Source organism: Exiguobacterium sp. KKT215 (assembly GCF_055635335.1).
Genome location: NZ_CM145756.1, coordinates 1,945,543 through 1,965,006 on the forward strand (window position 1 = coordinate 1,945,543; position 19,464 = coordinate 1,965,006).

The following is a 19,464-nucleotide window of genomic DNA, read 5'->3' on the forward strand; positions in this document are numbered from 1 at the left end:
CACCATCTTTTGAGGGGAGCGAACAAAATATGGGCACATTTTTGGTTACAGGAGCGACGAGCGGGATTGGACGGGCCGTCGCCCTTCGTTTGGCTGAGGACGGACATGACGTCATCGGCATCGGCCGCGACGAGACACGAGGTGCCGCACTCGAAGACGCCTCACCACGCATCACTTTCCTTACATGTGATTTAGCCGAATCCGAGCAAGTTGAAGCATTGATGGACCGCTTGAGCGAGGACAAGGTCGTCCTCAACGGATTATTCAACAACGCCGCGACGTTCGGTCGTCCCGGGACACCGGAGCGGTTGCCAGCGACCGCGTTTGACGACGTATTCGAACTGAACGTGTTGGCTGTGAACCGGCTTATCCAACGCGCCATCCCGCTGTTGGCGACGGGAGGGAGCGTCGTCAATAACGCTGCAATCGTCGGCCACGTCAAATTTCCGCCGATGCTCGGTCCATACGCCGCCTCGAAAGCGGCCGTCATCGCCTTGACGAAGACGTTCGCCCATCGGATGAAAGGCAAAATACGTTTCAATGCGGTCTGTTTCGGTCCGGTCGATACGCCACTCAGTCATAAACTGTATGGCGGTGAGGCCGAATTCCAAGAGGCGATGACCCATCATTTCCGGGGACATGCCGCCAAACCGGAGGAAGTCGCACCGGTCGTCACATTCCTATTGAGCGAAGCGTCAAGCTATATTAACGGTCAAGCCATCACGGTGGACGGTGGATATACACTCTCATAAGTACCAAAAGGGAGGGGTCTCGAGTGACCCCTCCCTTTTACGTCTGTACTTTTCGGGCACGCATCATCTGATTCGTCAGAAACGCGCGTTCTCTCGGATGCAACTCTTCAAAATCGAGCGACTCCTCCAAATAGTCGATGAACCCCTCGAACGTCTCTTCGTGTGAGGCATGTGCTTCCAGTCGGGCGATTCGGATCGCCTCGAACACGGATGCCATCACAAAGATGTCATGGCTCGCATACGTCTTGATTGGGGTGAGCGCCTCGAACAACGTCGCCTCCATCGGTTTACGTTTGGCGTGCCAGTTGCTCTTGTCATTGGAAAATAAGAAATCCCCTTCAGGTAATCGGCTCAGTTCTCGCAAAATGTCGCCGATGTAATGAATGGCGTGAATCGCAGTATTCGGATCGTTAATCCCGGGCGAGATGCCTTTCAACGCGATTTCACTCAATTTCTCGATGACGAAGGCCGGGTCTTGAATCGAGGAGCGAATCTCCCCAATTTGGAACACGTCGACATCGAGCGCTTCTTCTCCGAGCCAATAGCCGAGCAAGTCTCCTTTCGCCACGAAATCCCCGACGGCCACGACCGACTCGAAATCGACATCATGGCTTTCTTGTTTCTCGCTTGCGAACAATTGGATATAGCCGGTGCGCGGCGCATAGATGGCCTGGCCCTCGAACGTGTGGACCGAACGTTCGGGAACGATGTGCATCTTTCCGTCCTCCACCGCTTGCTGTTGCGTCTCGATGACGGACAACGCCTCGCGATGCAGGGCTGACAAGAGACGTTCGGCTTGAATTGAGACGCTTATCGTTTGTATGAACTTGACGAACGCCCAGATGGAACTGACGACGAGCAACACGCTGACGCCCGAGGCGAGTACGACATCCTCATCCGACGTCCGAATTAAAAATAAGTTCGTGATCCCGTACACCGTCGTCATGATGAACAAGCCGAGCGTATGTTTCGATGCCGAGTTCGTCAAAAAGTTATTGATTGTTCGTGGTGAGAACTGTGACGAGTACGTCGTCAAGACGACGAGAATCGTTGAGAAACTAAACGTCATCATCGTCATCAGACTCGTAAAGGACGAGGACAGCACGGTTGCTGCCGAATCCTTATCTAAATAGACGATTTCGGGCAACAGTTCCCGAAAGAAGTTTCCGAAGTATTGGGTCAGGAACGTCAAGGCAATCCCCCCGACCCCATATAAAAACGGGACAAACCAGGCACTATCGGCCAACATCAACTGCAAACGCTTGAACATCACGACACCTCGTTTATGTATTAGTTAGAAAAAAATCGCCTGTCCATATGAACAGGCGATTGGGGTTTAGAAATAGTGACGGACTTTAGCGAAGACATCCCCATCGAGGATAAGCTTACCGTATTCTTCGAGCATCGCTAACGTCTGCGTGCTGAACGTCAAATACTCGGCCAAGAGACTCAATACGTTCTCTTCTTCCTCTGGTTCCATCTCTTCCGGGAAATCGATCCACAAGTAATACTTCTGATCGTAGTGGAACAGTTTGAGGTCGACGTTGCTTAACGTCTCTCCCGCCCGTTTGCTGAGCGAGATGATCGCCTCAAAGTCATCCGTTTCCATAGCGAGCGGAGCCCACGCCTCCTGCTCGGTTTCTTCATCGAGTTCACTCAACTGGTCGAGCACCGATTGTTGATCGCGTGCCTCATCAATTGCCGAGCGTAGGAGTGATCCGAGCTCAGAATCGTCTTCGGCGCCAATCACGTTTTTCGCGATCGTCACGGTCACTTCGAGTCCTTTTTCAAAAGCTTGTACTTGTATCCATAGTGGACCATCAAACGAGATATCTTCTCGTTCGTGCGCTTCGTCCATCATCTGCCAGAACAGCTGCTCACCACGTTCTCGGTTATACCAGATTTCATCACGAGCGAAACCGCGTTTTTCGATATCGACATACGTAATGAAAAATTTGACGGTATTGTCATTGATGCGCTCAATTTTCACGATTGTCCACTCCCTTCTCACCTCACTCCTACTTCAACAATTAAGGAGGAGAGGGGAAATTGTCTTGTTATCATAGTACCCTTTTTTTAACGTGTCAATCTATTGATGATGGGGTTGTTACTATTATTTTATCGGAAAAACGGAATAATAAAAAGCACACTGCTTAGACAGTATGCTTCCTCACTCGTTGACGAGTCGTTGCGCTTCTTGAAGTTGGAACGTCCGGACCTTGCGCGGCAAGAATCGACGAATCTCATCTTCGTTATACCCGACTTGAAGACGTTTTTCATCAATCAAGATTGGACGGCGAAGCAATCCAGGATACTCTTGAATCAAATCGTATAGTTGTTGAAGCGAGAGCGCATCGACCGATACGTCGATTTTAGAGAAAACTTTAGACCGGGTCGAGATGATTTCATCCGTCCCGTCCTCTGTCATACGTAGGATTTGTTTGATCTCATTAAGTGAGAGTGGTTCTGAAAATATATTTCGTTCCGTAAATGGGATATCATGCTCTTCAAGCCAAGCCCGTGCTTTTCGGCACGATGTGCAGCTCGGAGACGTGTAAAGTGTGACCATTTTCGTTCCTCCCTGATCAAATGTTCGTTCATCTTTTTCAAGTGACTCTATTTGTATACCCAAAAAATCGTTCACTTAATTATAATAATTCTTATCAATTGAAACTTCAATGATAACTTTTCTCACTCGGGTAAGAAAAGAGGACGCATTCTCGAGAATGCGACCCTTGATCGACCGTTCTAGGACGCCGGCATTCGAGAAACCGGTTGTGATACCGTCTCTTTGCCTGGCTTCACTTGCAAGTCTTTCAATTTCTTCTTGAGGACTTCTTTTAGAAGTTTCTTTTTCTGTTGCAAAACTTTATTACGTTCTTTCATGGTCTCTCACCCCCAACGCCAAAAGGACCGGACCGACCGTTACTGAATCTGAAAATCTTGAACTTGCACTAATCTACATTTAAATTATAGCACATTCTTATGAAAATAGTTGAACAATCTCCAAGTTTTTCATCATTTCACACGTTCCAAATTTGCTTTTCCTATCTCATTCCCGTATAGTTAATAGAAATAACCTTTGAAATCACCAAGGAGGAGAGCGATGATGAGAATTACGTTAGAGACGATTATGCAACACCCGGTCACCCAGAAATACTTGACCCGTTCTGGCTTGAAACACGCCGTCGATGTGTGTGAACGCGCTCTCGAATTGGCGACGCGACGAGGCCTCGATACGGATTTAGCGACGAAAGCCGCCCTGCTCCATGACATCGGTCATTATGAATGGTACACCGAAGGAAAATGGAATTATGATTTGTATCGTCAAAACGATATCCATGCCATTAAAGGCGCCGAACGTGCCCATAAGCTGTTGATTCGTCTCGGCGAAGACCCGGCCCGCGCGAAAGAGATCTCGGTCATGATATTGCTTCACACCGACTCCTATTTGCCGCCCAACCGGATTCAACGGACGCCACTCCAACAGCTCGTTCACGATGCGGACACGTATGTCGAACAGCCTGGTGGATTGCACCACTATGAGACGATGGATATCGAAGATGCCCTGGCCCGCGTCCGCTTGATTGACGCGGTTGTCGACCGGCTCTCGAATTTGCCACGCATCTCAAACGCCTGACACCGTCATCATGGACGGTGTTTTTTTGTACGAAAAAAGTCCCGAATCCATCTGGATTCGGGACTTTCCTATTATACGAGTTGTACTTTGTAAGCTTCGTACTCTTCGTCTGTCATTGAGACGAAGTGGCCTGGCTCGACTTCGCGGAGTGGCGGGATACTTGAATCCTCATCCGAACGTCCGACGGCACCGAGCGACTTCGACTCATACACAATGCGTTTACGTGTCCGCTCATGCTCAGGATCCGGAAGTGGGATTGCTGAGAGAAGTGACTTCGTATAAGCGTGGAGTGGGTTCTCATACAGGCGCGCTGCAGGAGCGAGCTCGACGAGGTGACCTTGATACATAACACCGATCCGGTCCGAGATATACTTGACCATCGACAAGTCGTGGGCGATGAACAAGTACGTGAGGTCACGGTCGCGTTGCAATTCTTTCATCAAGTTGACGACCTGGGCTTGAATCGATACGTCGAGAGCCGAAATCGGCTCATCAGCGATGATGAAGTCCGGTTCGACTGCGAGAGCGCGGGCAATCCCGATCCGCTGACGCTGACCGCCCGAGAATTCGTGCGGGTAACGGCTCGCGTGCTCTTTCGTAAGACCGACTGTCTCGAGAAGGTCATAGACGCGGTTCATCCGGTCTTCTTTCGTCTTGGCAAGACCGTGGATATCGATGCCTTCGGCGATGATATCAGCGACGGTCATACGCGGGTTGAGGGATGCGTATGGATCTTGGAAAATCATTTGCATCGCTCGGTTGAACTTCAATTTTTCAGCGGTGCTCTTCTTGCCGTGAACGTTCTCACCTTTGAAGATGACATCCCCGTCAGTCGCATCGTAAAGTCCGATGATGGTACGACCTGTCGTCGATTTCCCACATCCAGACTCCCCTACGAGTCCGAGCACTTCACCTTTATAAATATCGAACGAGATGCCGTCGACCGCTTTGACGACGCGGCCTCGGCCGATTTTAAAGTGCTGCTTCAGTTCTTTTACTTCGAGTAATTTCTCGCGTTCCATTATTCAGCACCACCTTTCAAAATCGATTTCGCGAACGCGCTGTCCGGACGATACTTGAGCGCAAGATCACGGATTGCTTTCGGCGGGCTCACTTGTGGGGCTTGTGGGTGCAATAGCCAGCTCGCCGCATAGTGTGTGTCGCTAATTTGGAACATCGGTGGTTCTTTTTCAAAGTCGATTTTCATCGCATACGGGTTACGTGGTGCGAAGGCATCGCCTTTCGGTGGGTTGAGTAAGTTCGGCGGCGTACCCGGGATGGCCGGAAGCGCCTCGTTCGGGTCATCGGATGGACGCGGCATCGATCCGAGTAGTCCCCATGCATAAGGGTGACGCGGCTCATAGAAGATCTCATCAACCGTTCCCTTCTCGACGATTTTACCAGCGTACATAACAGCAACGCGGTCTGCCATGTTCGCAACGACACCGAGGTCGTGCGTGATGAAAATGATCGCTGTGCCCGTCTTTTGCTGGATGTCTTTCAATAACTCTAAAATCTGAGCTTGAATTGTTACGTCGAGGGCCGTCGTCGGCTCATCGGCGATCAATACTTTTGGGTTACATGCGAGCGCGATCGCAATAACGATCCGCTGACGCATCCCACCTGAAAGTTGGTGCGGGTATTGCTTGAGGCGTGCCTCAGGGTTTGGAATCCCAACGAGTGTGAGCAATTCAAGTGTACGCTTCTTCGCATCCTCACCTGTGAGTCCTTGGTGTTGCTTCAATCCTTCGGCGATCTGTTTGTAGATCGTCATCGTCGGGTTGAGCGATGTCATCGGATCTTGGAAGATCATTGCGATATCGCGTCCACGAATTTTAAGCATTTCTTTTTCCGACAACTTCGCCAAGTCTTTACCTTCGAACAAGATTTCTCCATTCGTGATTTCACCTGGCGGGTTCGGAATGAGACGCATAATCGCTTTCGATGTGACGGATTTACCAGAACCCGATTCACCAACGATGGCGAGCGTCTCGCCTTTTTTCAAATCAAACGATACGTTGCGAACGGCTTGTACTGTTCCAGCATACGTATGGAACGAGACCGCTAAGTCTCGGACAGATAAAATCGTTTCCATGCACGAGTCCCCCTGTTTCTATAATTATTTACGCATTTTCGGGTCGAACGCATCACGCAAGCCATCGGCGAGCAAGTTGAAGCTGACCATGAGCAAGACGATGATGATTGACGGGATCACGAGCAAGTACGGGAACGTCCGTAGCTCTTTGTATCCGTCGTTAATCAACGTACCAAGTGATGCTTGTGGCGGTTGAAGTCCGATCCCGATGAAACTAAGGAATGCCTCGAAGAAGATGGCAGATGGAATCGTGAACATAAGTGTGATGATGATGGCGCCGAGCGTGTTCGGAATCAAGTGTTTGAAAATCAAACGAGTACTTGAAGCGCCGAGTGTACGGGCAGCCAAGACGAACTCCTGGTTCTTCAATTTCAAAATCTGACCGCGGACGAGTCGACTCATCCCGATCCAGCCGGTGATGGCCATCGCCAAGATGATGGTGAAGACACCTGGGTCAAAGATCAAGATGAACAAGATAATCAAAATCAAGTTTGGTACACCAGTCAAAATCTCAACAATCCGTTGCATGATGTTATCCGTACGGCCTCCGAAGTAAGCCGAGATACCACCATAGGCGACACCGATAACCGTATCGACGATTGCGGCCATTAAACCGATGAAGAGTGAGATACGTGTACCTTCCCAAACACGTGACCAAAGATCACGGCCGAGGTAGTCCGTACCGAACCAGTAGTTCTCTTCGACGTTCTTTTGTTCATAGAAGTCGATTTCACGGCCACCGAGGTTAGCCATCCCGTCTAACCCTGCCCACTCAAGTCCTGTGACTTTAGGTGGAAGTTTCGCTTGCGAGATGTTTTGCGTATAAGCGTCACGACCAGACAACATCGGGCCGAATAGAGCGAGTAAGACAAGAATGACGATAATCGATAACGACAAGATGGCCGCTTTGTTTTTCTTTAGGCGCATCCAAGCATCTTGCCAGAAGTTTAGACTTTTACCAGCGATTCGTTCAGCGAGCTGTTCGTTCATCTCGACACGTTGGAACATGTCTTGGTCGAACTGCTCGAAGTTCTTTTTGTTTTCAATCATCAGTTATTCCCCCCAAGACGAATACGTGGGTCAACGACTCCGTAGAGCAAATCGACAAGTAGAATGATAATAATGAACAGGCCAGAGAAGAAGAGCGTCGTGCCCATGATGACCGAGTAATCATTCAACGTAATAGATGTGACGAACAATTCACCTAAACCAGGTACCGCAAAGATTTTTTCGATGACGAACGTACCCGTCAATAGACCGGCCGTCATTGGTCCGAGGATTGTGATTGCTGGAATCATCGCGTTACGCACCATGTGTTTCCAGACGATCGCATTCCCGGTCAACCCTTTCGCTTTCGCGAGCGTCACGTAATCTTGTCCGGTAACTTCTAACATCTCGGTCCGGACGAAACGAGCGATGGACGCCGTGACCCCGAGTGAGAGCGAGATGGTCGGTAAAATCGTATGCGCCGGGGAATCCCAGAACGCAACAGGGAGCAACTGCAACTTAACTCCAACGTAGTACTGGAGAAGTGCTGCAAAGACGAATGATGGGACAGAAATCCCGATTACCGAGATGAACATCGAACCATAGTCGATGAACGTATTATGACGAATGGCTGCCACGATCCCGAGCAACAATCCAACAAACGTCCCAAGCACAAGTGCTTGAATACCTAGTTGAGCCGAAGGACCGATTCGTTCCATGATCAAATCCGTCACTGGCCGGTTGGCCGTACGGAACGATACACCGAGGTCCCCTTGCACAAGGTTTCCTAAGTAGGTCGCATAACGAACTGGAAGCGGATCATTGAGTCCGTAGCGGTCGTTCAAGAGTTGAATTTGTGTCTCTGTCAATTTCTCCTGGTTTTGATACGGCGAACCTGGAAGCAGGTCCATCAGGAAAAACGTGAACGTCGCAATCAAGAAGAACGTGATGAGGCCGTAAGTCAGCCGCTGAAGAATATAACGTCCCATAAATAAATACCCCCTGTTTTTCTAATGTGTCTATGCTTGCACCAACAGCATCACTATGACATATTTCCCTTTTCATGAATTCACAAAATGAAAGGAATTTTCTGAAAGAATAGGTCAAACGTCATCTCAAGGCTCTTAGCACAGCACATGAAAATCGAAGAATCCTTAGTTTGTAAAGTATTCTGAATTTTCACTGTTACTACATTATACTTTACCAACAAAACTTTTGAATAGTTTTTTCTCTAATTTCTGATTTTTTTTAGAAAAGGGGGGACATGCGTGGTGCATGCCCCCTTCTCATTTAGTTGATATCGACGTATTTGTACTGGTAGTCAGCACCGAATAGTTGACGGTTGAAGTTTTCGACGTTCGGACGGAGCAAGTAAGCGACACCCGCTTGGTAAAGCGGCATGATGGCTTGGTCTTGTTCAATCAAGAGCGTTTCTGCTTCTTTAAACTTGTCATAACGCGCATCGATTGCTGTTTCAGCTGATGCTTCATCAATCAACTTATCGTATGCTGCCGACTTGTAGTTGATGTCGTTTTGACCGTTGTCAGATGTGAAAATACCAAGGTTCGTGAGTGGATCTTGATAGTCAGGTCCCCAAAGGGCGAATGACATCTGATACTCTCCGTTCGCTTCGAGTTCGAGCTTGTTGTTGAACGGTTGTTGTGAGATGTTCACGGTCACGTTCGGCAAGTTCGATTCGAGTTGGCCTTTCATGTACTCTGAGATTTGTTTTGCTACTTCGCTATCGAATGAGAGAAGTTCAATCGTGACAGCTTCGCCGCCAGTCGCTTCTTCCCAAAGTGATGCCGCTTCGTCAGCGTTCGTCTCAAAGTGTGTTACGCCTTCTGCATAATCCGTTCCGTCTTCATACTTGATGAATTCTTTCGGGACGAACGAAGTCGTGGCGATTGAACCGTTGTTCAACAACTGATCGATAATCCCGGCTGGGTCGACCGCACGAGCGACTGCTTTACGGGCGTTTACGTCAGCAAAGAGTTCATCTTCATGGTTGAACTTAAAGTAACCGACTGTTGAACGAAGACCTGTACTGTAGTCGTCGTTCTCTTGGAACGCTGCAACTTGTTCAGATGAGAGGCCGGCGTAGTCGACTTCTCCTGCTTCATACAAGTTAACGACTGTCGATGTGTCTTTGACGACGCGAACATCGACTTTCTCTAGAGCTACATTCTCAGCATCCCAGTACGATTCGTTTTTCGTCAACACGTATCCTTGCTCGCGATCCCACTCCGACCATGTGAATGGACCGTTGTAGATGTGGTTTTCTGGAGTCGTCGAGAAGTCTTCGCCTTTTTCAGTCGCAAAAGCTTCGTTAATCGGTGTGAACGTACCGAACGATGTGAGCGAGATGAATGATGGGTCTGGACGCTCGAGTGTAACTTCAAGTGTCTTCTCATCGATTGCCTTCACACCGAGATCTTCTTTAGGAAGTTTACCCGTGTTGATGGCTTCGGCATTTTTAACTGTGTTCATGATGTACGCGTATTGTGAACCTGTTTCAGGATCCACGGCGCGTTGCCAAGCGTAGACGAAGTCGTTCGCTGTGACAGGTTCTCCGTTTGACCATTCCGCGTCACGAAGTGTGAACGTGTAGACCGTTTCGTCTTCACTCACTTCTGGTTCTCCTTCAGCGATGGCTGGAACGGCATTTCCTTCCTGGTCAAGACGATAGAGACCTTCCATCGTGTTGGCGATCAAGTTGAACGCCACAGCGTCCGTCGCGAGCGCCGGGTCAGCTGTTGTAATGTCAGACGTGTCCGTCAAGCGGAGAATCTTTTCTCCGTTCGAAGACGAACCGCCGTCAGAGTCTCCGCCAGTCGAGCAAGCGGCGAGCACTGAACCGAGTGCCAAGATGAGTGTCATCATGAGCAGAATCGATTTTTTCTTCATTGCGATGTCCCCTTTCTGAATCGTGAAGCATGGCGTTTCGTCGGACCGTAACATCTTACTTTTTCTTTAATTTTCTGAATATTTCATTTTGTATCCGACGAAAGAACGTTAGGGCTATTGTAAAAAATTTTTAATCAAACTGTCAACTCCCCAATAAACCGCTGTCATTTTTAACACGAACTTCTCGCCATATATGTGGCACAACAGGTATCATAGAGCCATAGGGCGGATGACTCGATGGAGCGCATCCACGCTGAAAGGAGTTTGTCACATTGAAAAATTTTAGAAGTATATTAATCGTTTGGGGAATTGTCACAATTGCCTACACCGTTTGGTCGAACTTGTCATACTACCAAGACGAGACGATCGGGTTCCATTTGAGTGGCGGCTTGTTCGTGGCCGGTATACTCGTCTTCGCGGTCGGGATGTTCTCTCATATGGGTGCCACCGGATTATTTGACGGGTTCATGTACGGGTTCAAACGCAATCGTCGGGCCAAGTTGAAAGAAATCGACCCTGACTACGAAGAAGACGAAGAAGCCTCACCAGAAGATCGAGCCAATCAAAAACGTTCGGCGTGGCGTTGGGTCTATGTCGGTGTCACGAGCGTCGTTCTTTCTTACGTGATCACCCTCGTTTGACCTTCCGATTTCACTGTCGATATGCTACACTATGCCTAGAACAATAGGAAACACTATGAAGAAGACAAGTACCTCGAATCCCCTTTCCCCCAGAGAGTCTACGTTGCTGTGAGTAGATGGAAAGCGTCGAGCGAATGGACTTCGGAGTGGCTCGCCTGAACGATAGTACGGCGAGACGGTCACGCCCGTTAACGCGATCAAGTGGCATGAGTTTCATGCAAATTTGGGTGGCACCGCGGTTATTCGTCCCGATTTATCGGGCGGGGAACCGCGGTTTTTTATATTCTCTGGAGGTGCAATCATGGCAAAAATCTTTTCTGGCATTAAACCGACCGGCGTCGTCACGCTCGGCAACTACTTAGGCGCGATGAAACAGTTCGTCGAGCTGCAGGAAGAACACGAAGCGTTTTACTGTGTCGTCGATCTCCATTCAATCACGGTTCAATTGGACCGCGTCGAGTTGATGGACAACACGCGCAAACTTGCGGCTCTCTATCTCGCTTGCGGTCTCGACCCTGAGAAATCGACGATTTTCGTCCAATCGGAAGTGAAGGCGCACGCCCAACTCGGATGGATGTTGACATGCATCGCCGGCATGGGTGAACTGAGCCGCATGACGCAGTATAAAGACAAATCACAGAACAGTGAGAATATCGGCGCTGGCCTATTCGTCTATCCGACCTTGATGGCAGCCGATATCCTCTTGTACGGCACGGAACTCGTCCCGGTCGGGGATGACCAAAAACAACACGTCGAATTGACGCGTGATTTGGCCGAACGCTTCAACAAACGATACTATGAGACGTTCACGATTCCTGAGCCGCTCATTCAAAAAGAAGGCGCGCGCATCATGAGTTTGACGAACCCAGTCAAAAAGATGTCGAAATCAGACGCGAACGCGAAGGGCTTCATCTCGATGCTCGATGAGCCGAACGTCATCCGTAAGAAAATCAAGAGCGCGGTCACGGACTCGAGCGGTGTCATCAGCTTCGACCGTGAGAACAAACCGGGCATCTCGAACTTGCTTGAGATTTACTCGCTCTCGACCGATACCCCGATCGATGATCTCGTCGAGCGCTACAAGGATTCGAATTATGGAACGTTCAAGCAAGACGTCGCCGAAGCGGTCGTCGCCATGCTTGAGCCAATCCAGAATCGCTATCACGAACTCGTCGACTCAGCTGAGCTCGATGCCATCCTCGATGCGGGCCGTGAGAAAGCGGAAGCCGTCGCCAACAAGAACCTCGCCAAAATCGAGAAAGCGATGGGACTCAACCGGAAACGGGCCAAAGTGAAGAAATAACGTTTAGCCGCCCTTTGCATGCAAGGGGCGGCTTTTTTTGTACGGTATATTAACTTCATCTGAAGGCACAAAAAAAGAGACAGGCGTCCCTGTCTCTTTTCGTATGCATGTTGTTTCTTATTGCTCTTTGCCTTCGATGAATGCCCACTTGTACGAGTAGTCAGCGCCGAACGCGTGTTCAACGATTCCTTTAACGTATGGCTTCGTGAGGCGAGCCGATCCACGTTGGTAAACTGGCGAGATTGCGTTCTCTTCAAGAACGATTTTCTCTGCAGCTTGAAGGTCAGCCCAACGCTGTTCAGCATCTGTGCTTGATTTCGCAGATTCGATGAGTTTGTCAAATTCTTCGTTCGACCACTTACCACGGTTGTATGGTCCGTCAGTGACGAAGAGGTCAACGAATGTCATTGGATCCTGGTAGTCAGGGCCCCATCCAGCGAATGTCAACTCGAAATCACCTTTGTTCTCAAGGTCAAGTTTGTTGTTGAACGGTTGTTGCTTGATTGTAAGTGTGATACCTGGAAGGTTCTTCTCAAGTTCACCTTTGATGAACTCACCGATTTGCTTCGCAGATTCTGAGTCATAGTTGAGGAGCTCGATTTCGACAGAGTCTTGACCGAGCTCTTCGAGTCCTTTTTCCCAAAGATCTTTCGCACGATCTACGTCATAGCCGCCGATGTCGCCGTTCGCTTCACGGAAGTCTTTACCGTCTGGTCCAGTTACGAAGTCTTTTGGTACGAGGTAGTTCGCAGGGATTGAACCGTTCGCAAGGAGCGTTTCAGAGATCGCTGCTTTATCGTATGCCGCGTCAATCGCGTTACGGATGTTTTGGTTGTCGAGTGCTTCAACTGCCGTGTTGAACTGGAGGTAGAAGAGTGTTGGCTCGACGACAGTCGAGAAGTCTTCGTTGTCTTGGTATTGCGCAACGAGCTCAGAAGTCAAACCAGTACGGTCAACGTCGCCGTTTTCGTACAAGTTAACGCCTGTTGAAACTTCTTTAACGACTTTAACGTTGATTTCGTCAAGTTTGACGGCTTCAGCATCCCAGTAGTCGTCGTTTTTGACCATTTTCCAGCCTTGCTCGCGCTCCCAGCTATCGAGTTTGAACGGTCCGTTGTAGAGCGTTGTTTCTGCAGACGTACCGAAGTTCTCGCCTTGCTCTTTGTCGAACGACTCAAGTTTAGGCATGAATACGCCGAAGCTTGTGAGGCCGAGGAAGTAATCTGCTGGTGCAGTCAATTTAACTTCAAGTGTCTGATCATCAAGTGCCTTGACGCCGACAGCGTCGCGCTCGCCTTCGCCAGTGTTGTAGGCTTCAGCACCTTCGATGATTGACATGACGTAAGCATATTGTGAAGCGTTGTCCGGGTTAAGGACTTCTTTCCAAGCGTATTCGAAGTCGTTAGCTGTTACAGGCTCACCGTTAGACCAAGTTGCGCCTTCACGGATTTTGAACGTGTACGTTTTACCGTCTTCAGAAACTTCGTGTGACTCCGCGATCCCCGGTGTCGGGTTATCTTCGTCGTCCATACGATAGAGACCTTCGTTAACGTTGTTCAAGACGTTGAACGAAACCGCGTCAGTCGCGAGTGTAGGGTTAAGTGAAGGGATGTCAGAACTATCGAGCAAGTTGAGGACTTGCTCCTCGTCTGCGCCGCCTTCAGAACCTTGATTTTTTGATGATGTCTCTTCTTCCCCACCCGAGCAAGCTGCTAGGAATGCGCTAGATAGAAGCGTTACCGACGTTGCTAAAGCAAAACCTTTTTTCTTATTCATTGCGATGACCCCCTGATTTTTTTCGGTTTAACGAAATGAACGATGGTAGAAAATTCAGATATCTCACTTTACAAAATTTGCTACCACAATCCCGTTGAAGCAATAATACAATATTCTGATAATTTTGCAAAGTGTTTATTTTGATTTTTCTAAAAAATTTTTATTATAGGCTAAAAGCCCGCCTAGGGAGACGGGCTTTTAGCTCATTTTTCATAAACTTTAGAAAAAGTTAGGACGTACGAAGGACCGATGACCGGAAAACCGATTTCCGCATATTTGGAATCGACTGCGTAAGATCTTCCAGCTTGGTAGATTGGGATAACGACAGCTTCTTCCAACAGCCGTTTTTCCGCCTGTCGATACGTCTCGTTCCGGTCCGCAAGTACTTCTGTCGAGCGGGCCTCATCCATCAAACGATCGAACGTTTCGTCCGTGTATCCGCTCGAATTCAAATAGTTATTTGTCTCGAATTGGGTCAAATAGGCACTGAATGCCGGGTAGTCCGGTTGCCACCCTGATAGTGACAACGCGTAATCGCCTGCGACTTCTTTCCTAACTTTGTCACCGAGCGGCAACTCGACGATGTTCACTTGAAGACCAGGAAGTTGTTCAAGCTCTGTTTCAATCGTCTGGGCGATTTGTCTCGCCTCTTCATCGACAAAGCTGAGCAACTCAATCTCGATTTCCTCTTCTTCGAGCCGATCAAGCACGTCTGCGAACAGTGTCGCCGCCTCTCCTTCAAGCGTCGGCTCCGTCTCCGTTTGATCGGTGACGAGCAATCGTTCTGTCGTCCGTTCGGCTCTTGCGAGTGACCCTTCCACTGCTTCGCGATCTAAGGAGAGCGCGAGCGCGCGTCGGAAATCGGCATCATCGAACGGATACTCGTCGACGTTCGGTTTTAAATAGAAGACGCCGCTTCGCGGAACATCAACGAGCTTACCTTCGAGTGATTCGATTGTCCCCTCGTCCGTGCCGTAAGGGATCGGGTGAATACCGTCGGGCTCTGAACTTAGACCTTCATCCGCCCAGATGATAACCTTTTCGAGCGTGACGCGATCGGCATCATAATAATCCTCGTTTTTTATCAACGTCGCCTGGGCCGCGTCGATTGACTCGATTTGGAACGGTCCGTTCGCGTCGAGTTCTTGCCACTCCCCAATCATCGTCTGCGGCAGAAAGGCCGGCATCGCTAACATCTGCTCGAACCCTTCCATCGGCCGCTCGAGCGTCAGCTCAAGTGTCTGTTCGTCAATCGCTTTCACGCCGAGCGTCTCTGGTTCTTTCGTCCCGAGACTGATCGCTTTCGCGTTCAATACATCTCCGAGGAGGAAACTGAACGGGGAATTCGTATCGTCATCGGCGAGCATGCGAAAATGCTCGACGAACGTTTCAGCCGTGATCGCATTTCCATTCACAGTTTGACTTGCCTTCAAGTTAAACGTATATGTCGCCCCGTCCTCGGAACGCGTCATCGTCTCAACGAGTCCCGGTTCAATCTCACCGTCCGCTCCGAAGCGATACAATCCTTCATAAATATGCGATAACACAGTTTGCGAACTCGGATCGATCGCGAGCAGTGTGTTCGGCTGCTCCGGCAACGTCTCTCCATGGATCGTCACGATTTGTTCTTCTGGTGGTAGTAATTCTCGTGCCTGCTCTCGTTGTCCGTACCAAATAACGAAAAAAAGGATAAGGACTGAACCCAACAAGGCGGCACCGATGAAAAATCGTTTCATCTGGCATTCTCCTCTCTGTTAGACCAACCCTTATACCCTACCCGTTTTTGTCACTTTTTTCTACTATTAGTCGTTCACTTTCGCGAATGCGAGCGTCGCGTTGTGGCCCCCGAAGCCAAGCGAGTTGCTCAGTGCGTACTGGATATCAAGTTCCCGATTTCCATCACGGACATAGTCTAAATCGCAATCATCAGCTGGTGTCTCACAGTTGATCGTCGGATGAATCCGTCCCTCATGAATCGATAGCGCCGTGATGACGGCCTCGACTCCGCCGGCTGCGCCGAGCAAGTGCCCGATCATCGATTTTGATGAGTTGACGGCCAAGTTGTGCGCGTGGTCACCGAAAACGTTGTGGATCGCTTTCGTCTCGAGCATGTCGTTGAGTGGTGTGCTCGTCCCGTGTGCGTTGATGTATTGAACGTCTTCTGGACGAATTCCCGCGTCACGAAGCGCCTCGTTCATCGCTTTTGATCCACCTTCTGCCTCAGGTGACGGTGCCGTGATGTGGTAAGCGTCCGAACTCATGCCATACCCGACGACTTCCGCATACATTTTGGCTCCGCGCGCTTTCGCATGCTCATATTCCTCGAGAACGAGCACGCCCGCGCCTTCACCCATGATGAAGCCGTCACGGTTCTGATCGAACGGGCGGCATGCCGTGTTCGGGTCTGGATTCGTCGATAGTGCCTTGTTGGCACAGAATCCTGAGAATGAGAGCGGCGTGATTGGTGCTTCGGCCCCACCTGCGAACATCGCGAGGGCATCACCACGTTGGATGACTTTAAACGCCTCACCGATTGAGTTCGTTCCAGACGCACAAGCTGTGACCGAGCAGTTGCTCGGCCCTTTTGCTCCGAGGTAAATCGAAACTTGACCGCTCGCCATGTTTGGAATCATCATCGGGATGAAGAATGGGCTGATGCGACGTGGTCCCCGTTCATGCAAGATGCTCGCTTGTTTGTCGATCGTTTCGACACCACCGATCCCGCTTCCGATCCAAATCCCGACATCGTCCGCGATTGCTTTCACATCTAGACCGCTATCCCGATGCGCAGCGTCAGCCGCAAGAATCGAATATTGAATGAACGAATCCATCTTGCGCGCTTCCTTCGGTTCGACCAAATGATCGATGTTCCATTCCTTTACTTCCGCCCCGACTTTCGCCGGATACTGGCTAATATCAATCTTTGTTAACGTATCGACTGCATTTTCCCCGTTCAACAGTCGCTCCCACATTGCCGTAACGTCGTTCCCGAGTGGGGAAACGACTCCTAATCCTGTGATGACTACTCGTTTCATGCGTTAATCTCCTCCGTGATGTTAGCGTTATTCCATGTTAGACAACTCGCTCCCCATGTGAGCCCGGCGCCGAATCCGGCGACGACGACCGTCTGACCGTTTGAAATCTTACCGTGCTTGACCGCTTCCGCCAAAGCGAGCGGAATCGAAGCGGCTGACGTGTTCGCATGGTCTTGAATCGTGACGACGACTTTTTCTTCTTGAAGCCCTAGCCGTTCAATCGCCGCGTCGATAATGCGACGGTTGGCTTGGTGCGGCACGAGAACGTCCAGGTCATCAATCGATTTCCCGGCAACTTGTAGCGCCTCTAGCACGATATCTGGCATTTTACGAACGGCGAATTTGAATACTTCACGTCCGTTCATGACGATTTTACCTTCTTCATTCTCATATAAGAACTTTCCGCCTGTCCCATCACTGCCGAGCACGATCGAATCGATGGCGGCCACTTCGTCTTCACCGAGGACGACGGCACCTGCCCCGTCACCGAACAAGACGGCGGTCGAGCGATCGTCCCAGTCGATGAGGTTGCCCATCTTCTCGGCCCCGATGACGAGCGTCCGTTTCAAGCCTTTCGCGAGCATCATGCTCTTCGCCGTATCCATCGCGAAGATGAAGCCGCTACAGGCGGCACTGACGTCGAAAGCGACCGCTTGCTTGGCTCCAAGGTTGGCCTGGACGAGACAAGCCGTCGCCGGGAACGATGGCGCCGTCGCCGTCGCGCAAATAATCGCATCGATGTCTTCAATCGAGACACCTGCGCTTTGGAGCGCCCGCTCGGCAGCGTGTGTGGCCATATCGGCGACACTCAAGTCGGCGTCGGCCAAATGTCGTGCCTCGATCCCGGTGCGGGTCCGAATCCATTCGTCGCTCGTATCCATTCGTTTTTCCAAATCGATGTTCGTGATCCGGTTATCCGGAAGGAACGAACCGATCCCAATGATTCCAATGTTCATATTGATGACCCCTATTCTTAGTATCTGGTACTAATATAAGGGAATAAAAAAGGGATGTCAACGCATCCCTCTCGATTATTCACTTTGACCGAGTCGTTTCGTGACGGCCATGACCATTTTCGCCGAGTTGATCGATGCCGTCTCCAAAAATTCGTCGAACGACAAGTTCGCTTCCTCATCGGCGCTGTCCGAGATCGAACGGGTCACGACGAACGGAATCCCGAACTGATAGCACGTCTGTGCGATCGGTGCGGCTTCCATCTCGACGGCCGCGACGCCTTCGAAATGTCCGAGGATGTCCGCCACCCGTTTCGAGTCATTGATGAATGAGTCGCCCGTCACGATGAGGCCCGTATGGACGTTCACGTCATGGAGACTCTCGATGACTTCTTTACAGACGTCCATCAAGTGCGCATCGGCCGTATATGCCGCCGGCATGCCTGGAACTTGCCCATACTCATAGCCGAACGCTGTCACGTCGACATCGTGGTGACGGACTTCTGTCGAGACGACGACGTCGCCGACTTTCATCCCTTTTTTGAAGCCGCCGGCTGAACCGGTGTTGATGACGACGTCCGGTTTGAACTTATCAATCAAGAGCGTCGTCCCGATGGCCGCGTTCACTTTGCCGATGCCTGACTTTAAAATGACGACTTCGACGTTGCCGAGGTATCCTTCATAGAAGTGATAGTTGGCGATTTCCGTGTCTGTCCGTTCTGTCAATTCGTTGCGGAGCAAGTTTACTTCTTCTTCCATCGCTCCAATGATTCCGATTTTCATGATATGTGCCTCCTCAGAAAGAGAGCGACCTCCAGATGGATGTCGCTCGTTAGTGTTACTTGATTTCTTTAATTTCGACGACCATGTCGCCGCCTGGCGTTTGAACGTTGACCACGTCTCCGACCGTACGGCCGAGAAGCGCTTTGGCGATTGGTGATTCGTTTGAGATTTTCCCTGTGAATGGGTCGGCCTCGGCGCCACCGACAATCGTATACGTCTCGTCTTCGTTATCTTCTTGAATGAAGAACGTTACCGTTTTCCCGATGGCGACCATCGAGTTGTCGGCTACGTCATCTTGGATGATGACGGCGTTACGAAGCATCTCTTCAAGTTGGGCGATGCGTCCTTCGACCATTGCCTGCTCTTCTTTCGCCGCATCATATTCAGCGTTCTCAGACAAGTCTCCGAAATCGCGGGCGATTTTAATATTCTCAACGACTTCTTTACGGCGCACCGTCTTCAGTTCGTTCAATTCATTTTCGATCTTAGCTTTTCCGTCTAACGTCATGTAATGTTGTTTTTCAGCCATTTCTGTCACTCCTTCATTGTCTCCTAGTATATTACAGCTAGGTTAAATTGAAAACGATTTATT

The 19,464-nt window shown here is 50.0% G+C and carries 19 protein-coding genes and 1 other annotated feature; of the genes, 4 read left to right on the forward strand and 15 right to left on the reverse strand.

Annotated features, from left to right (window positions below):
• The first annotated feature begins 29 nt into the window (after window positions 1-29).
• A complete protein-coding gene (locus tag ACZ2GZ_RS10130) occupies window positions 30-752 on the forward strand; it encodes an SDR family NAD(P)-dependent oxidoreductase (RefSeq protein ID WP_214713878.1) in 723 nt (240 codons plus the stop codon).
• Window positions 753-789: 37 nt separating this feature from the next.
• On the opposite strand, the gene ACZ2GZ_RS10135 is transcribed toward ACZ2GZ_RS10130, so the two are convergent.
• The 4 genes from ACZ2GZ_RS10135 to ACZ2GZ_RS10150 form a co-directional block, all read right to left on the reverse strand.
• Entirely contained in the window at window positions 790-2,022 is a 1,233-nt protein-coding gene (locus ACZ2GZ_RS10135; RefSeq protein WP_470295203.1) for a DUF2254 domain-containing protein, read from the reverse strand.
• A gap of 66 nt (window positions 2,023-2,088) precedes the next feature.
• Window positions 2,089-2,742: an adaptor protein MecA gene (gene mecA, locus ACZ2GZ_RS10140; protein WP_021066951.1), complete on the reverse strand. Its 654-nt coding sequence runs from the start codon at window positions 2,740-2,742 to the stop codon at window positions 2,089-2,091.
• Window positions 2,743-2,922: 180 nt separating this feature from the next.
• Complete coding sequence (gene spxA, locus ACZ2GZ_RS10145) at window positions 2,923-3,321, reverse strand: transcriptional regulator SpxA (RefSeq protein WP_015881217.1); 399 nt, start codon at window positions 3,319-3,321, stop codon at window positions 2,923-2,925.
• Window positions 3,322-3,500: 179 nt separating this feature from the next.
• The gene (locus ACZ2GZ_RS10150) at window positions 3,501-3,638 is read right to left on the reverse strand and encodes a hypothetical protein (RefSeq protein ID WP_021066950.1); all 138 of its coding nucleotides are present in this window, start codon (window positions 3,636-3,638) and stop codon (window positions 3,501-3,503) included.
• Between the two features lie 220 nt (window positions 3,639-3,858).
• On the opposite strand from ACZ2GZ_RS10150, the gene ACZ2GZ_RS10155 reads away from it, so the two are divergent.
• Window positions 3,859-4,392 (forward strand): HD domain-containing protein, encoded by a 534-nt coding sequence (locus ACZ2GZ_RS10155; RefSeq protein ID WP_021066949.1) that lies wholly within the window; start codon window positions 3,859-3,861, stop codon window positions 4,390-4,392.
• A gap of 71 nt (window positions 4,393-4,463) precedes the next feature.
• Here the strand turns inward: ACZ2GZ_RS10155 and ACZ2GZ_RS10160 are convergent, their stop codons facing one another.
• The 5 genes from ACZ2GZ_RS10160 to ACZ2GZ_RS10180 all read right to left on the reverse strand — a co-directional run bounded on the left by ACZ2GZ_RS10160 (window position 4,464) and on the right by ACZ2GZ_RS10180 (window position 10,381).
• Complete coding sequence (locus tag ACZ2GZ_RS10160; protein ID WP_214713880.1) at window positions 4,464-5,414, reverse strand: ABC transporter ATP-binding protein; 951 nt, start codon at window positions 5,412-5,414, stop codon at window positions 4,464-4,466.
• The gene (locus ACZ2GZ_RS10165) at window positions 5,414-6,487 is read right to left on the reverse strand and encodes an ABC transporter ATP-binding protein (protein WP_021066947.1); all 1,074 of its coding nucleotides are present in this window, start codon (window positions 6,485-6,487) and stop codon (window positions 5,414-5,416) included. The genes ACZ2GZ_RS10160 and ACZ2GZ_RS10165 overlap by 1 nt, the downstream gene beginning before the upstream one ends.
• Window positions 6,488-6,511: 24 nt before the next feature.
• A complete protein-coding gene (gene opp3C / locus ACZ2GZ_RS10170; protein ID WP_021066946.1) occupies window positions 6,512-7,537 on the reverse strand; it encodes an oligopeptide ABC transporter permease in 1,026 nt (341 codons plus the stop codon).
• Window positions 7,537-8,463, reverse strand: coding sequence for an oligopeptide ABC transporter permease (gene opp3b / locus ACZ2GZ_RS10175; protein WP_021066945.1), 927 nt, complete (start codon window positions 8,461-8,463; stop codon window positions 7,537-7,539). Before opp3b ends, opp3C begins: the two co-directional genes overlap by 1 nt.
• Window positions 8,464-8,764: 301 nt before the next feature.
• A complete protein-coding gene (locus ACZ2GZ_RS10180) occupies window positions 8,765-10,381 on the reverse strand; it encodes a peptide ABC transporter substrate-binding protein (protein WP_058764496.1) in 1,617 nt (538 codons plus the stop codon).
• Between the two features lie 272 nt (window positions 10,382-10,653).
• Between ACZ2GZ_RS10180 and ACZ2GZ_RS10185 the strand changes: the two genes are divergently transcribed.
• Window positions 10,654-11,022 carry a DUF3899 domain-containing protein gene (locus ACZ2GZ_RS10185; protein WP_021066943.1) on the forward strand — a complete coding sequence of 123 codons (369 nt, stop codon included), beginning with the start codon at window positions 10,654-10,656 and terminating at the stop codon, window positions 11,020-11,022.
• A gap of 46 nt (window positions 11,023-11,068) precedes the next feature.
• Window positions 11,069-11,276: a binding site (T-box leader), on the forward strand.
• Between the two features lie 47 nt (window positions 11,277-11,323).
• A complete protein-coding gene (gene trpS / locus ACZ2GZ_RS10190) occupies window positions 11,324-12,325 on the forward strand; it encodes a tryptophan--tRNA ligase (RefSeq protein ID WP_021066942.1) in 1,002 nt (333 codons plus the stop codon).
• A gap of 117 nt (window positions 12,326-12,442) precedes the next feature.
• Here trpS and ACZ2GZ_RS10195 read toward each other — a convergent pair whose 3' ends face one another.
• From ACZ2GZ_RS10195 to greA, 6 genes are all read right to left on the reverse strand, one after another.
• Window positions 12,443-14,101, reverse strand: coding sequence for a peptide ABC transporter substrate-binding protein (locus ACZ2GZ_RS10195; RefSeq protein WP_214713883.1), 1,659 nt, complete (start codon window positions 14,099-14,101; stop codon window positions 12,443-12,445).
• 203 nt (window positions 14,102-14,304) lie between these two features.
• Window positions 14,305-15,837: a peptide ABC transporter substrate-binding protein gene (locus ACZ2GZ_RS10200; RefSeq protein WP_214713884.1), complete on the reverse strand. Its 1,533-nt coding sequence runs from the start codon at window positions 15,835-15,837 to the stop codon at window positions 14,305-14,307.
• Between the two features lie 66 nt (window positions 15,838-15,903).
• Window positions 15,904-17,136, reverse strand: a complete 1,233-nt coding sequence (fabF, locus tag ACZ2GZ_RS10205; RefSeq protein WP_029595790.1) for a beta-ketoacyl-ACP synthase II — start codon at window positions 17,134-17,136, stop codon at window positions 15,904-15,906.
• Window positions 17,133-18,092 (reverse strand): beta-ketoacyl-ACP synthase III, encoded by a 960-nt coding sequence (locus ACZ2GZ_RS10210; RefSeq protein WP_131471113.1) that lies wholly within the window; start codon window positions 18,090-18,092, stop codon window positions 17,133-17,135. The genes fabF and ACZ2GZ_RS10210 overlap by 4 nt, the downstream gene beginning before the upstream one ends.
• A 75-nt stretch (window positions 18,093-18,167) precedes the next feature.
• Window positions 18,168-18,872 carry a 5'-methylthioadenosine/S-adenosylhomocysteine nucleosidase gene (gene mtnN / locus ACZ2GZ_RS10215; protein WP_021066937.1) on the reverse strand — a complete coding sequence of 235 codons (705 nt, stop codon included), beginning with the start codon at window positions 18,870-18,872 and terminating at the stop codon, window positions 18,168-18,170.
• A 55-nt stretch (window positions 18,873-18,927) separates the two neighbouring features.
• Window positions 18,928-19,401 (reverse strand): transcription elongation factor GreA, encoded by a 474-nt coding sequence (gene greA, locus ACZ2GZ_RS10220; RefSeq protein ID WP_029595793.1) that lies wholly within the window; start codon window positions 19,399-19,401, stop codon window positions 18,928-18,930.
• Between the last annotated feature and the right edge of the window lie 63 nt (window positions 19,402-19,464).